The sequence below is a fragment of the Minwuia sp. IMCC3060 genome (assembly GCF_029909435.1).
In the GTDB taxonomy this organism is placed as follows: domain Bacteria; phylum Pseudomonadota; class Alphaproteobacteria; order Minwuiales; family Minwuiaceae; genus Minwuia.
Genome location: NZ_CP123782.1, coordinates 253,907 through 267,793 on the forward strand (window position 1 = coordinate 253,907; position 13,887 = coordinate 267,793).

The window sequence follows — 13,887 nt, forward strand, 5'->3', positions numbered from 1 at the left end:
CGCCTGGAGATCATGTACCCCAGACAGGGGGCGGCGTTCCTGCAGATCGAGTCGCGGCTTGCGGCAACCGGCATTGTGCGCGGTGACCGGAGCTGGCAGCAGGGGCGGCTGGTCGCGCTCCAGGTCAGGCCGGACGGTCGGCTGCAGGTGGATCTGCCGCATGTGGTGGCGCGTCTGAGCGGGGATCGGCCCGGCCGAATCCATCGCGCCACCTTCCGCATGGCGGATGATACCGTCGCGGTCCTGCTGCGGGCGGAGATCCTGAGCACGAAAGGCACACTCGACCTGCAGAGCCTGCGGCTGAAGCCCCTGGAGGAACGCCCCGGTTTCTCCAGGGGATCGATGTTCATTGCCGGGTGCTGGCTGTTGCTGGCACTGATGATCAGTGGCTGGGTCTTCGGCTCGGTCCGGCAGCGTCGCTGGCGTCCCGGACTGGTCTATCTGGTGGCTGCCCCCGTGCTGCTGCTCAGCGCGGCCCCGGCTGCGCTCACCGGGCCGCTCAGGCTCGGCGTCGCGCGCAGCCTGGACCTGGCAGGCATGGCGGGACACACCGGCCGCGCGGCGGAGGCCGCCCTGTCGACCAACCTGTTCTCGCTGGCAAAGACGGGACATGTGCTGATGTTCGCAACGGTCGGGATCGCCTTCGTGTTTGCAATCGGCTGGCGGCGGGCCGTGGGGGTACGTCGCCTTCTTCTCGCGCTTGGTCTCACGGCGTGTTTCGGGCTGGTGGCGGAGATGCTGCAGCTCTTCAGCCCGAACCGAACGGCAACCCTGTTCGACGTCTCGGTCAATCTGGCCAGCGGAACCGGAAGCGTCCTGATTGCCACCCTGGCGCTGCTGCTATGGAACAGGCTGGGCAGGTCACGTCACTGACCGTCCATCGGGTGGGACAGCCGCAGCGGCACTCACACAGCCGACATTTCCAGGTTCAGACGGGTGAGCCGTTCAGCGGCCATGCGCGCGAACCGAAGTGTCACCGCCTTGCGCCGGGCGGCGTTCAGCCTCAGGTCGGGTGCTTCCCGAACGATGGCTCCGTCATAGGTGTCGGCGATGATCAGGCCGCAGTCGTCGGGAATGATCTCCGCCGGAAAGTCAGGCGGCACCGCGAAGAAGAAGCGGTCGCAGAAATCCCGATACTCCTGCCACTTGGCATCCGAACGATAGTCGGGAACCGAGGATTTCACCTCCACGATCCAGACGGTCCCGTCCCGCCCGATGGCCATCACGTCCGCCCGGCGGCTGTTGCGCAGGGTGACCTCCGTCAGGGCGGGCCGGTCATGCTGCGCCAGCATCCGCACCACCCCACGGGCGATGGCGACACCATCAGGTCGCATGGGAACATTCGGGAACATATCATGATCGTTTCAGATATGTGGCGCGGATGCAATCCTGTTACTTCCTTGTCTCGAAATAAGACAGAGAATCGCGTCCTGCAGATTCAAGCCGTCTGAGCATCGGCGCAATGTTCCGTTGTCTCGTAGCTGGCAGCCTGCGTGCCACAAAATGTTGGGGTAAAAGTGGATGAATGACCGTGAAACGATCATGACACGGTCAGCAGTTGCAGCCTCCACGGGCATGGTCATCTTGCGACAATCTGGCCCGTCTCTTGCTGTGACACCTTCTGGAACCAAAACCAATGCGCCACGGAACCGGCGCGACGGGTGGAGCAGGGCATATGACTGACGGCATCATCGGAACACCGGACGCGGACACGCTTTCAGGTACGGAAGCGGACGACATCATTGTCGGCGGCGGCGAAAATGACACCATCGACGGTGGTGCCGGCAACGACAGCATCCGTGGCGACGGCAACACTGATGGCGGCACGGTCGAGATCCGCGATTTCATCGTCAATGGCTCGTTCGAGGCGGTGGCGGACGGCTCCGGCAGTCCCACCATGCTCACCACGTTCAACAGCAATCACGACGACGTGCATGACCGCACGGAAGTCGGATTCTACGAGGCCGTGCCCGGCTGGCAGACCAGTGGCGACAATATCGAGATTCATGGCGACTGGACCGGTATCGACAACTCACCCGCCGCACTGGATGGCAATTTCAAGCTGGAGATCGACGGCGGCGGCACGGATCCGTTCTTCAGCAACACGAACGTCTTCCAGAATGTCGAAGGTCTTCTGGATGGCGAGAGCTACACGCTGAATTTCTCCCTGCTGAACCGCGATGGCGACTATGGCGAAGTGGTGCAGGTCTTCTTCGGCGGCGAGGAAATCGCCTGCATCGAGCAGACTTCAACCAACTGGTGCGGCTACGAGTTCGAGGTCGAAGGCGGTGCGGGCAACGGCAGCGATCAGCTCGAGTTCAGGATCCAGAGCTGTGACGAACACGCGATCTTCATCGACAGCGTCTCTCTGGTGGGTCCCGCCACGGTTGTCGTCGAGGATGTGCCGGGTGATGACGTGATCGCCGGTGGTGCCGGTGAGGACACCATTGATGGCGAGGAAGGCAACGATTTCATCGATGGTGGCGAAGGCGAGGATCTGATCGAGGGCGGTGAAGGCAACGACACCCTGAACGGCGGCGCCGATGGCGAGGGTTCCGGTTCGACCGGCGGCGAGGAGTTCTGCGCCGAGAACGGGATTGCCGGCTTCGATGCGGTCGGCGTCAGCCTGTCCGCCACCGACTTTGACGGCAGTGCCGCCACCGTAACCGACGTCAGCCATGGCATCGGTGTGGCGGGTGGCAGCCCGGTCGGCGATCAGATCAATCACGCCAGCTCGGGCGAGAGCCAGACGCTGATGGCGGACTTCGGCCAGAACGTCGACAGCGCGACGGTGACCGTCACGCATTTCTTCCCCGACGAGGGCAATGGCGGCGAGACCGGCCAGTGGCGCGCCCTGGATGCGGACGGCAATGAGGTGGCCACCGGCACCTTCGGTCCGGACGACGTGATCACCGATCATGATCTGGGCGACATTCCCGCCGTCGGTCGTTTCACCATCGATGGGATTGGCGATTTCGCCTCCATCGAGCTCTCGGCGCTGCCCTATGCGGATGGCGACGATGTCGGCGGTTCGGATTCCAGCGACTATTTTCTCTACTCGATCAAGTTCACCACCTCTGTGGTCGTCGATGACTGCGGTGATGGCGACAGCGACACCATCCACGGCGGCCTGGGTGACGACGAGATCAACGGCAATGGCGGCGACGACTCACTGTCTGGCGACGAAGGCAACGATCTGATCGACGGCGGCGCTGGCAATGACGTGATCGACGGCGGCACCGGCAATGACACGATCACGGGCGACAGCGGCACCGCTTCCGGCGGTGTCGAGCAGATCACCATTCCGCAGGGCGAGAACGGTCTCTACGACGTGGCGGGCCGCGACAGCATCACCCTGACGATGGATTTCCTGGGCGGCGAGGCGTCGTTCCACAACAGCTTCGGCTTCTACCTGGCCGACGAGAACGGCACGCCGATCTCCGGTGAGGTGGTCAAGGCGGACGTCAAGACCTCTGACGCCGCTGAGGGCGCGGATGTCCTGACCTTCACGCTGGACGCCGCACAGCTTGGCGGCGCGGCACAGCTTGGCCTGTTCCTGATCCCGGACGGCGGCAACCAGAACCCCGGACTCGCCGATGGCGACGCGGTGACCTTCGCCGACAACGGCAATGGCGAACTGCAGGCGCTGGTGGATGGTACGCCCGTTGCGGCGGCTGGGGGGCACGGCCCGGTCTTCTTCTCGGACGCCAGCCTGAACGGCGACGGTCTCGATCATGAGAGCGGCAGCGAGCTTGCCGGCAATTCCAACTGGGAAGATCTGGAGAATGGCGGCGACAACGACTTTGACGACGTCAACTGGCAGGTCGATGTCACGACGACGGAAGGCTGCGAGACCAGCCATGACGACACCATCGACGGTGGTCTGGGCGATGACCTGATCGCGGGCAACCAGGGCGATGACTCGATTGCCGGTGGCGGCGGCTCGGACGAGATTTCCGGCGGCGACGGCAATGACACGATCATTGGCGACGATGACAGCGAACTGACCTGTGATCCGGTCGAGCTGCCGGTCTTCGGGAATGCCATCTCCAACATCGTGCTCTATCTGGCCGATGGCGAAGGCACCGTCTCGGTGACCAAGATCAAGCTGGAGGACTTCCCCGAAGGCGCTGACGAGATCCACGATCCCAATACGCTGCCCATCGCGTCCTTCGTGGAGGCCACCTTCCCCGGCAGCAGCCTGGTCGCGATCTCGATCAAGGCGGGGTCCAACAGTGACCCGGAACTGGGGCCGGGCGAGGGTGAACTCTTCATCCTCGACGACTCGGTGACCGAGGCTGACCTGCCCCTGCCTGACAGTGCCGACACGGAACTTTCCTATGACGTGCTGCTGGGTTTCTCCGGCGGGCTGACGAACCAGACCTCCACCGACACCCATGGCGACGACACGATCAGCGGTGGCGCGGGTGATGACCTGATCAATGGCAATCGCGGTGACGACCAGATTTCCGGTGACGCCGACAATGACACGCTGGCCGGTGACATGGGCTGCGACACCCTGCTGGGCGGTGATGGCGATGATCTGCTGGCGGGCAATGCCGGTGCCGACGTCATGGATGGCGGGGCCGGGATCGACACGGCCGACTATTCCGGCGCGCAGGGCACGGTGCTGGCCAGCCTGAATGACGGCATCGCGGAGAAGGACGGCGATGGCTGGATCGACAGCCTGGAGAATATCGAGAATCTGACCGGCTCCGACCACAATGATTCCCTGCTGGGCGATGAAGGTGCGAACGTGATCCTGGGCGGCGATGGTGATGACACCATCGACGGCTTTGGTGGCGCGGACACCATGGATGGCGGCGCCGGCAACAACACGGTCTCCTTCCAGAGTGCGGATGGCGGTGTGCTGATCGCGCTGCAGAACGACCTGGCGCAGGATGCCAACGGCCTGGACATCGCGCTGACCGGTTTCAACAGCGCCATCGGCTCCGACTTCGACGACCGCATCACCGGCAATGACGGCGAGAACACGCTGATCGGCGGCGGCGGCAATGACGATATCCGTGGCAATGACGGTGCCGACCTGATGTTCGGTGACGGCGTCACCGCGAGCCATGGCGACACCGACACGCTGATTGTCCATGCGCATGGTTCGCCGCTGGACGGTGTCTTCCCGGTGATGGAGGTCTCTGTCGGGGGCGTGGTCGTCGGCACGGCCCAGGTCACGCAGTCGCTCAGCCCCTATGGCTTCGACATCTCCGGCCTGACCGAGGCGCAGCGCGCGGGCGAGGTCAAGATCAGCTTCCTGAACGACGCCACCGATGGAGGCGACTGCGACAATTCCTTCGGCCCGGAATGCAATGAGGACCGGAACCTGTTCGTCGAGGCGATCGAGTTCAACGGTGCGCTGACCGACGCCTCCGCGGGCGAACTGTCGTTCGAGCCGGACCAGTTCGTCAGCTACCAGTCCGGCGGCGCGAACTTCGCGGTCGAGGACATCAAGAAGGAAATCAACGACTCCGGCGCGGATCGCCCGAACGGCGGCAACGTCTATACCGGCTACGTGGTCTTTGCGGGCCTGCCCGTGCTGCTGCCCTTCGATGGGCCGAATGCGGACTTCGTCATCGGCAATGATGGCAATGACACCCAGTACGGCGGCTTCGACAACGACACCGTCTTCGGTGGCCAGGGCGACGACCTGCTCTATGGCGGTGAGGGCGACGATCTGGTCTGCGCCTTCGAGGATGACGACGTGGCCTATGGCGACGCCGGCAACGACTTCGTGGAAGGCAATGGCGGCAATGACAGCGTCTTCGGCGGCGATGGCGATGACCGGGTGGCCGGCAACGACGGCTCCGACACGGTCTTTGGCGACGATGGCAATGACGATGTGGACGGCGGCGCGGGCGACGATTTCGTCTTCGGTGGCCTTGGCGCCGACTCCGTCGGCGGCGGCGACGGCAATGACGTGGTCCATGGCGACGCCGACGACGACACTGTTCGCGGCAACAATGGTGACGACACCCTGTTCGGCGACGGCGGGGCAGACAGCCTGCTGGGCGAGAACGGCAATGACCTGATCTTCGGCGGCGACGGCAACGACACGGCCAAGGGCGACGCGGGCGACGACACCCTGGTGGGTGACGCCGGTGCCGATTTCCTGGACGGCGGTGACGGTGCGGACAGCCTGGTCGGTGGCGAGGGCAATGACATCCTGCGCGGTCGCGCCGATGACGACGTGCTCGACGGCGGTGTCGGTTCCGATGTGGTCAAGGGCGACGCGGGCAATGACGTGGTGTCCGGCGGCGACGGCGACGACCAGGTCGAAGGCGGTGACGGTGACGACACGGTCGACGGCGGCGATGGCGTCGACAAGGTGCTGGGCGACGCGGGCAACGACGTGGTCTCCGGTGGCGCAGGTGACGACACCGTGCGCGGCAATGCCGGCAATGACACGCTGCTGGGCGGCCTGGGTGCCGACTTCATGGAAGGCGGCACGGACAACGACCGGGTCGAGGGTGGTGAAGGCAACGACACCATGCGCGGCGACGGTGGCCAGGATGAGCTGTTCGGTGATGCGGGCGAGGATGTGCTGCGTGGCGGCGACGGCAATGACACCATGCACGGTGGCCTGGATGCCGACTTCATGGTCTCCGACATCGGCGATGATGTCCTGTTCGGCGACGAAGGGGCGGACAGCCTGCGCGGCGGTGACGGCGACGACACGCTGACCGGCGGCGAGGGCGACGACAACCTGCGTGGCAACCTGGGCAATGACCAGCTCGACGGCGGCATCGGCAATGACTTCATGGATGGCGAGGACGGGGACGACGCCCTGTTCGGCGGCCTGGGTGATGACGTGCTGCGTGGCAACGACGGTGAGGACACGATCGAGGGCGGCGAGGGTGCTGACCGTATCCGTGGCGGCCTGAACGGGGATGACCTGTTCGGCGGCGGCGGCGATGACTTCATCAATGCGGATGGCGGCAAGGACTTCGTCGATGGTGGCGAGGGCAATGACGAGCTGTTTGGTGCCGGCGGCGATGACACACTGCTCGGCGGTGCCGGGAATGACCGTCTGCGCGGTCAGGAAGGTGCCGACAGCATGGACGGCGGCGCGGGCGATGACTTCATGACCGGCGACAACGGTGATGACTTCATGGCTGGTGGCGACGGCAACGACGATCTGCGTGGCAATGTCGGCTTCGATACGCTGTTCGGCGGCAATGGTTCCGACACGCTGACGGGCGGCAACGGCCAGAAGGACACCTACCTGTTCGGTCGCCGTACCGACCTGGATGTCAACGATGACACGATCGTCGACTCCGGCGCGGGCAACACGCTGAACATCTTCGGTGTCGATGACCTGGGTGAACTGGCCTTCACGGACCTCGGCGGCGGTATCGTCAATGTCGCGTTCAACGACGGGTCCGGTTCCATCACCTTCGATGCCGACGCGGTGACTGAGCTCAATCTGCTCGACACGCTGGGTGGAACCGTCACGACAGCCACCACCTTGCTGAACAACGGTGTCGCCGGCATCGATCTGCTCGACGACGAAAGCAACCTGTTGTTTACGATCTGATCGTTAATAGGTGTGAATTCGGCGGACGACCGCGCCCGCCGATGACGAGAAAGCAACATGCCCATCTGAGTTCAGGAGGGACCGAGAAATGACCGAAGAACCGATCCGGAAACAGCAGACAGGCTCCGACGCGGCCCGTGCCGACCGTCGCGCAGCGCTTGCCAGGCTGGGACTCGGCGCGGCCGCGGTCTATCTGGCACCGACAGTGACGCGCCTCGACAGCGCCAGGGCCGCTTTCCCGAGCAATTGTGCGGGCGGCGGAACCCAGGCGCCTGCACCTACCGGCGGCGGCGGTGGGGCTGGTTGCCAGTAACCCTCTCGGGTGCGGGGAGCTACTGTCGCAGCCCACAATTCTCGCCTCAGTAGAAACGTGACGCCCATCATTTCACCGGGAAATGTTTCGGCACCACCCCTTGTGTAGTGTTTGAATACCTACCATATGATCCTTTGAGGACGGGAACCCTTTCCCTTCCATCGGAGGATTTTGCAATGGCCAAGCATGGACCGACCCTGACACGCCGCAACGCGCTGGCTCGGCTCGGGCTTGTCGCCACTGCTGTCTATGCAGCACCACTGGTTACACGCCTCGACAGTGCCCGGGCCGCGTTCCCCAGTGGCTGCGGTGGCGGTCCGGGCATTGGCCTGGGACAGGGCGGTGGCGTCGGACAGGGCGGCGGCGGAGGTTGTGGCGGTGGCACCGGGAACAACCCGAACAACAACCCGAACTCAAACGCGTTCAAGAAGAAGTAGAGCCCCCGGGCCGAACCGTACGCTCCTGACTGCGCTCAGTGGCGCTTGCCGGTGAAGTTGGCAGGCCGCTTGGACACGAAGGCGTCGATGCCTTCCTTGCCGTCCGGGCGGCGCATGGCTTCCGCGATGCCCGTCGTTTCCCGTTCCATCTGGCTCTCCAGTGACTCGCTCATGCTTTCCAGGATCAGCGACTTCACCGTGCCGTATGTGGCGGTCGGTCCCTTGGCCAGCGTGCCTGCCAGTTCCATTGCCTTGTCCAGCATCTGGTCGTCCGGGTGGATGTAGTCCACCAGACCCCAGTCCCGCGCTTCCGCCGCGCTCAGCACGCGATTGGTCAGCATCAGGTCGAGCGCGCGCTTGGTGCCGACCCGGCGCGGCAGGAAATAGGTCGAGGACCCATCACCGGAAACGCCCGCGCGGGTATAGGCGGAGGTGAACTTGGCTGACTCTGCCGCAACAACCAGGTCGCCCTGGATCGCGAAACTGAATCCCGCCCCTGCCGCGACACCGTTCACGGCGCAGATCACCGGCGGATCCATGCGATGCATGCGCGAGATCGCGCCGTGCAGGAACAGGGTCATCCGCTTCACTTCGGCGGGCAGGTCATCGCCCTTGGTCTGGAAGTGCTTCAGGTCGCCGCCGGCGGAAAACATCTTGCCCGTGCCGGTGAAGACCGCGGCGCGGATGGCCGGATCCTCGTCGATGCGCACGGCGATATCGAACATCTCTTCCATCATGCCCAGATGCATGGCGTTCGCTGCATCGGGACGGTCGAAGGTGCAAAGGGCCACGCCCTCGGTCACTTCGAACTTCATGTACGAATAGCTCATCTTTCAGATCCTCCCCAGGATGAGTGTTGCGTCGGTTGCCGCCGTTTCAGGCAGCGGCCAGCGGGGTGCCCGCGATGGTGATGCGATGCATCTCCCTGCGCTGGCCCTGATAGTCGTTCAGGGCATAGTGCCAGGTGCTGCGATTGTCCCACATGGCGACGCAGCCGGGCGTCCAGCGATGGCGACAGGTGAAGTCCGGCTTCGTGGCGTGGGCATAGAGGTGGTTCAGCAGCGGCAGGCTCTCCTCCCGCGTCCAGCCCTCGAACCGTATGGTGTGGGCCGGATTCACGTAGAGGACTTCCCGCCCGGTCTCCGGATGCCGGATCACCACCGGATGCATCGCGTCCGACAGTGCCCCGTCGGCCTTCAGCACCTGCTTCAGGTCCGTGCCATCGTAGGCCCCGCCGGGTCCGTAGATCTGGCGGGACGAATGCAGCGCGCGCAGGCTGCGCAGGTTGGCCTTCAGCCCGTCGGAGAGCGTGTCGAAGGCCCGCGCCATATGGGCGAACATCGTGTCGCCACCACATTCCGGGACGTCGCGTGCGACCAGGATGGATCCCAGCGCCGGGGCCGGATCATAGGAATGGTCCGCATGCCAGCCGCCGCCGATGTTGGTCTTCTGGTCGGCTTCCTTGATCACCACGGCGATCTCCGGCGTGTCGGCCAGTTCGGGGAAATGCTCGTTGATGACGATCTCCCCCCAGCGGCGGGCAAAGGCCAGGTGATCTTCCGGGGTAAATGTCTGGTCGCGCAGGAAGATGACGCCATGTTCGTGGAAGGCGTCGCGGATCAGGCTCAGGTCGCTATTGGACAGGCGTGCAAGTTCGACACCGCGAACCTCGACGCCACAACCGGGACTGACCGGGTGCAGGGATGCGCTCATGATCTGGCGTGACCTCCGTCGCTGGTACCGAGCAGCCTCAGCCTATCACACGAAACCGTAGGCGACAGCCAGCAGACCCAGACCCAGAACCACCCGATAGATGACGAAGATGCCGTACCCGGATCGGCGCAGCCAGGCCATCATCAGGGCAATGGCGGGCAGGGCGGTCAGGCAGGCAACCGCCATGGCGATGGCGACATTCTCTGTCAGGGCGGCATTGCCGCTTTCGGCGATCTCCTTCACCGCATGGCCCCCGGAGGCGAGGATGGCTGGGATGGACAGCAGCAGGGAGAACCGGGCCGCCTCCGCCCGCTCGAACCCCAGCAGCCTTCCGGCGGTCATGGTGATGCCGGACCGGCTGGTTCCCGGAATAAGGGCCAGGACCTGGAAGCAACCGATGGTGAGCGCGCTGCCGATTGTCATGTGCTCGATCCGGCGCACGGTCATGCCGCTGATGTCGGCCAGCCAGAGCAGCAGGCCGAATCCCAGCGTTGCCCAGGCCACAACCTCGATGGAGCGGAAGATATCGGTGGCACCCAGATAGACCAGCGCCCCGCCGGCGATGACAAGCGGGATGGTGGCGATGATCAGGAACAGCAACATGCGCCCGCCCGCGCTGCTGCGCCCCCGCAAGGCGAGGAAGAAGCCGCCGATCATCCGTCCGATGTCGCGCCAGCAGTAGATCAGCACCGCCACCAGCGTCCCCAGATGCACCGCCGCATCGACCATTACGCCCTGATCGGCCCAGCCCAGCAGGTTGGAGGTCAGATAGAGATGCCCTGACGAGCTGATCGGCAGGAATTCGGTGATGCCCTGCACGACAGCGATGATGATCAGTTGCAGCAGGGTCATGGTGGCCACTCCGATGCTTGAATTGTTCGTGTAAGCTCTTATCAAGCGATTGCACAAGCCCCGTGCGGCGCATGGCCTGCGGCCTGACGCCCCCACCCCGGTCCGGAAAGGTAGCCGATTGACGCCGAGCCTGTTCCATTTTGCCCTGTCACCGGCATGTCGGCTGCTGCGGCTGGTGCTGGCGGAGAAGGGGGTCGGGTTCAGGCTGGAACCGGTCAGGTTCTGGGAGCGACCGGAGGCGTTCCTGCGCCTCAACCCTGCCGGAACCGTACCTGTCCTGAAGATTTCGGAACAGGCGGCGGCGCTTTCCGAGACGCGGGCGCTGATCGAATATCTGGAGGAGGCCTTTCCGGAGCCGAACCTGATCGGCCCGGACGCGGAGACGCGTGTGGAAGTCCGGCGCCTGACGGGCTGGTTCGTGGACAAGTTCGAGCAGGAAGTCAGCGGCCCGCTGCTGCGGGAGCGGGTGCTGCGCGGCCTGATGCGGGATGGCAGCCCGGATGCGGCCGCGATCCGTGCCGCGCGATGGAACATCCAGGTCCATCTGGACTACATCGGCCACCTGGCGATGCGCCGCCGCTGGCTCGGGGGTGACCGTTTCAGCGTCGCTGATCTTGCCGCGGGAGCCTATCTCTCGGTGCCTGACTATTTCGGTGATGTGCCTTGGGACCGGAACGCGCATGCGCGCGACTGGTACAGCCGCATCAAGTCCCGCCCGTCCTTCCGCCCGCTGTTGCAGGACCGCATCGGCGGCTATCCGCCGCCCGCACATTATGCCGACCTCGATTTCTGACGCGGCGCGGCAGCGACTGCGGGACCGGTTGCTGGCGCGCGCCCGGACAGAGGGATTCGATGACATCGGGATCACGGGGCCATCGGGCATGACGCAGGCCGCGACCCGTCTGGCACACTTCATCGAACTCGGACGCCATGGCGACATGGACTGGCTGCGCGACCGCGCCGAATGGCGGGGGGATCCGGCGGCACTCTGGCCGGCGGTGCGCAGCATCATCATGCTGGCGACCAGCTTCGCCCCACCCGTGAACCCTCTCGACAGCCTGTCCCGGACGGACCGGGGCGCCGTATCCGTCTATGCCGCGCGGCGCGATTATCATGATGTGGTCAAGGGCCGCCTGAAACAGCTTGGCCAGTCGCTGCTGGCTGATGCGCGACAGGCTGGTGCGGCTGCGGAGATCAAGGTCTTCGTCGACACGGCCCCGGTGATGGAAAAACCGCTGGCGGCGCAGGCGGGTCTCGGCTGGCAGGGCAAGCACACCAACCTGGTCAGCCGCCGTCACGGGTCCTGGACCTTTCTCGGCGCGATCTTCACCACGCTCGACCTGCCGCAGGATGCACCGTCGGGGGACCACTGCGGTTCCTGCCGCCGCTGTCTGGACGTCTGTCCGACCGCGGCGTTTCCCGCGCCCTACCAGCTGGATGCCACGCGCTGCATCGCCTATCTGACGGTAGAACATCAGGGCCAGATTCCGGACCGCTTCCGGACCGCCATCGGCAATCGCATCTTCGGCTGTGACGATTGTCTGGCGGTCTGTCCGTGGAACCGTTTCGCGACCGAGAGCCGGGATGCGCGACTGGAGATGCGGGAAGATCTGCACCTGGCACCGCTGGCCGAACTGCTGGCGCTTGACGATGCCGCCTTCAGGAAGCGATTTGCCGGAACGCCGGTGAAGCGGCTGGGGCGGGCAAGGTTCCTGCGCAATGTCCTGGTGGCCGCCGGGAACGCGGACAGTCCGGCCCTGTTGCAGCAGGTCCGGGCATTGCTTGGCGACGGGTCGCCGCTGGTGCGCGGCATGGCGGTCTGGGCGCTGAGCCGGTTCGGCGATGCCACGCTGTTCCGTAACGAGGCCATGGCGCGACAGGCGGCCGAACCGGATGCCGGGGTCAGGGCTGAATGGGATGCTGGCCTGAAACGTCTGGCCTGAGATGCCGGGCCTGAAACGCCGGACCTGAGAGGTTCGGACCGGTCAGGCGGCGCTGCGCCGCCTGCGGCCCTTGCGGTCACCACGCTCACTGGTCCGGTCGCCGCTGGCAGGCGGCGCCATCAGCGGGCCCAGCCGCCTGATGATCTCTTCCATCTCCGGGCGTGGTCCGCGTGCGTGGCTGTCGATGGCGTCGCGCATGGCGCGCACATGCTCCGGCGTCGTGCCACAGCAGCCGCCGATGATGCGGACGCCGCAATCCATGGCAAGGCGCGCATAGTCCGCCATCAGCTCGGGCGTGCCGGTATAGACGACGCTGTCGCCGCGTATCTGCGGAATGCCGCAATTGGCCTTGGCCACGACGGTGTGGTCCCCGGTCGGCATGTCACGGATGGCGAGCAGCAGGTCGGAAGCGCCGACGCCGCAGTTGGCGCCGAAGGCGACGGGTGCTTCAGCAAGGTTGGCCGTGACGTTTGCCAGGTCGGCAGGCGGCAGCCCCATCATGGTGCGCCCGGCGGTGTCGAAGCTGGCGGTATAGACATAGGGCAGGCCAACGCTGATCGCGGCCTCCGCAGCGGCCTGCATCTCCTCCGGTGCGGACATGGTCTCGATCCAGGCAACGTCTGCGCCGCCGGCCTTCAGCCCCGTGATCTGATCGGTGAAGGCCGCGACGGCATCGTCGTAGGTCATCGATCCCAGCGGCGCCAGCAGTTCGCCGGTCGGACCAACCGACCCGGCGACGACAATCGGGCGGCCGGCATCGGCCACGACTTCCCGGGCCAGCATTGCGGCGGCCTGGTTCAGTTCCACCACCCGGTCCTGCAGGTTGTGAAGCTTCAGGCGAAAGGCCGTGCCGCCGAAACTGTTGGTCAGGATGATGTCCGAGCCGGCTTCGACAAACCCGCGGTAGAGTGCGCGAACCTTGTCCGGCTCGACAATGTTCCAGTCCTCCGGCGCGTGACCGGCAGGCAGCCCGAGGGCGAACATGTTGGTTCCCGTGGCACCATCGGCCAGCAGCACGTCCCGTTCGGCAAGCAGTTTCTCAAGCACGGCAATACTCATCCTGATGACATGTAGATTTCT

The 13,887-nt window shown here is 65.0% G+C and carries 11 protein-coding genes; 6 read left to right on the forward strand and 5 right to left on the reverse strand.

All coding sequences use genetic code 11. From position 1 onward, the window contains the following. The first annotated feature begins 12 nt into the window (after positions 1–12). Positions 13–873 (forward strand): VanZ family protein, encoded by an 861-nt coding sequence (locus QGV54_RS01070; protein ID WP_281018730.1) that lies wholly within the window; start codon positions 13–15, stop codon positions 871–873. Positions 874–905: 32 nt separating this feature from the next. On the opposite strand, the gene QGV54_RS01075 is transcribed toward QGV54_RS01070, so the two are convergent. Beyond that, positions 906–1,334: an MmcB family DNA repair protein gene (locus QGV54_RS01075; RefSeq protein WP_281018729.1), complete on the reverse strand. Its 429-nt coding sequence runs from the start codon at positions 1,332–1,334 to the stop codon at positions 906–908. A 341-nt stretch (positions 1,335–1,675) separates the two neighbouring features. On the opposite strand from QGV54_RS01075, the gene QGV54_RS01080 reads away from it, so the two are divergent. From QGV54_RS01080 to QGV54_RS01090, 3 genes are all read left to right on the forward strand, one after another. Continuing rightward, entirely contained in the window at positions 1,676–7,549 is a 5,874-nt protein-coding gene (locus QGV54_RS01080) for a calcium-binding protein (RefSeq protein ID WP_281020043.1), read from the forward strand. Positions 7,550–7,637: 88 nt separating this feature from the next. Further along, complete coding sequence (locus QGV54_RS01085) at positions 7,638–7,862, forward strand: hypothetical protein (RefSeq protein ID WP_281018727.1); 225 nt, start codon at positions 7,638–7,640, stop codon at positions 7,860–7,862. Positions 7,863–8,038: 176 nt separating this feature from the next. Next, a complete protein-coding gene (locus QGV54_RS01090; protein WP_281018726.1) occupies positions 8,039–8,299 on the forward strand; it encodes a hypothetical protein in 261 nt (86 codons plus the stop codon). 35 nt (positions 8,300–8,334) lie between these two features. Here QGV54_RS01090 and QGV54_RS01095 read toward each other — a convergent pair whose 3' ends face one another. Genes QGV54_RS01095 through QGV54_RS01105 form a run of 3 tightly spaced genes read right to left on the reverse strand, consistent with a single transcriptional unit; the run spans position 8,335 to position 10,864 of the window. Beyond that, the gene (locus QGV54_RS01095; protein ID WP_281018725.1) at positions 8,335–9,129 is read right to left on the reverse strand and encodes an enoyl-CoA hydratase-related protein; all 795 of its coding nucleotides are present in this window, start codon (positions 9,127–9,129) and stop codon (positions 8,335–8,337) included. 46 nt (positions 9,130–9,175) lie between these two features. Beyond that, on the reverse strand, positions 9,176–10,012 hold the full coding sequence (locus tag QGV54_RS01100; protein ID WP_281018724.1) for a TauD/TfdA family dioxygenase: 837 nt from the start codon (positions 10,010–10,012) through the stop codon (positions 9,176–9,178). A 45-nt stretch (positions 10,013–10,057) separates the two neighbouring features. Further along, positions 10,058–10,864 carry an undecaprenyl-diphosphate phosphatase gene (locus QGV54_RS01105; RefSeq protein ID WP_281018723.1) on the reverse strand — a complete coding sequence of 269 codons (807 nt, stop codon included), beginning with the start codon at positions 10,862–10,864 and terminating at the stop codon, positions 10,058–10,060. A 118-nt stretch (positions 10,865–10,982) separates the two neighbouring features. Here QGV54_RS01105 and QGV54_RS01110 point away from each other — a divergent pair, with 118 nt between their 5' ends. Both QGV54_RS01110 and queG read left to right on the forward strand, forming a co-directional pair. Further along, complete coding sequence (locus QGV54_RS01110; RefSeq protein WP_281018722.1) at positions 10,983–11,657, forward strand: glutathione S-transferase family protein; 675 nt, start codon at positions 10,983–10,985, stop codon at positions 11,655–11,657. After that, positions 11,638–12,807, forward strand: coding sequence for a tRNA epoxyqueuosine(34) reductase QueG (gene queG, locus QGV54_RS01115; protein ID WP_281018721.1), 1,170 nt, complete (start codon positions 11,638–11,640; stop codon positions 12,805–12,807). The genes QGV54_RS01110 and queG overlap by 20 nt, the downstream gene beginning before the upstream one ends. A gap of 42 nt (positions 12,808–12,849) precedes the next feature. On the opposite strand, the gene bmt is transcribed toward queG, so the two are convergent. Next, positions 12,850–13,866, reverse strand: coding sequence for a betaine--homocysteine S-methyltransferase (gene bmt, locus QGV54_RS01120; RefSeq protein ID WP_348637643.1), 1,017 nt, complete (start codon positions 13,864–13,866; stop codon positions 12,850–12,852). Between the last annotated feature and the right edge of the window lie 21 nt (positions 13,867–13,887).

Bases quoted from the DNA above. Each gene is read 5' to 3' on its own strand.
- QGV54_RS01075 (WP_281018729.1), bottom strand. From the start codon at position 1,334: ATGCGACCTGATGGTGTCGCCATCGCCCGTGGGGTGGTGCGGATGCTG.
- bmt (WP_348637643.1), bottom strand. From the start codon at position 13,866: ATGAGTATTGCCGTGCTTGAGAAACTGCTTGCCGAACGGGACGTGCTG.
- QGV54_RS01070 (WP_281018730.1), top strand. From the start codon at position 13: ATGTACCCCAGACAGGGGGCGGCGTTCCTGCAGATCGAGTCGCGGCTT.
- QGV54_RS01105 (WP_281018723.1), bottom strand. From the start codon at position 10,864: ATGACCCTGCTGCAACTGATCATCATCGCTGTCGTGCAGGGCATCACC.
- QGV54_RS01090 (WP_281018726.1), top strand. From the start codon at position 8,039: ATGGCCAAGCATGGACCGACCCTGACACGCCGCAACGCGCTGGCTCGG.
- QGV54_RS01080 (WP_281020043.1), top strand. From the start codon at position 1,676: ATGACTGACGGCATCATCGGAACACCGGACGCGGACACGCTTTCAGGT.
- QGV54_RS01100 (WP_281018724.1), bottom strand. From the start codon at position 10,012: ATGAGCGCATCCCTGCACCCGGTCAGTCCCGGTTGTGGCGTCGAGGTT.
- QGV54_RS01085 (WP_281018727.1), top strand. From the start codon at position 7,638: ATGACCGAAGAACCGATCCGGAAACAGCAGACAGGCTCCGACGCGGCC.
- queG (WP_281018721.1), top strand. From the start codon at position 11,638: ATGCCGACCTCGATTTCTGACGCGGCGCGGCAGCGACTGCGGGACCGG.
- QGV54_RS01095 (WP_281018725.1), bottom strand. From the start codon at position 9,129: ATGAGCTATTCGTACATGAAGTTCGAAGTGACCGAGGGCGTGGCCCTT.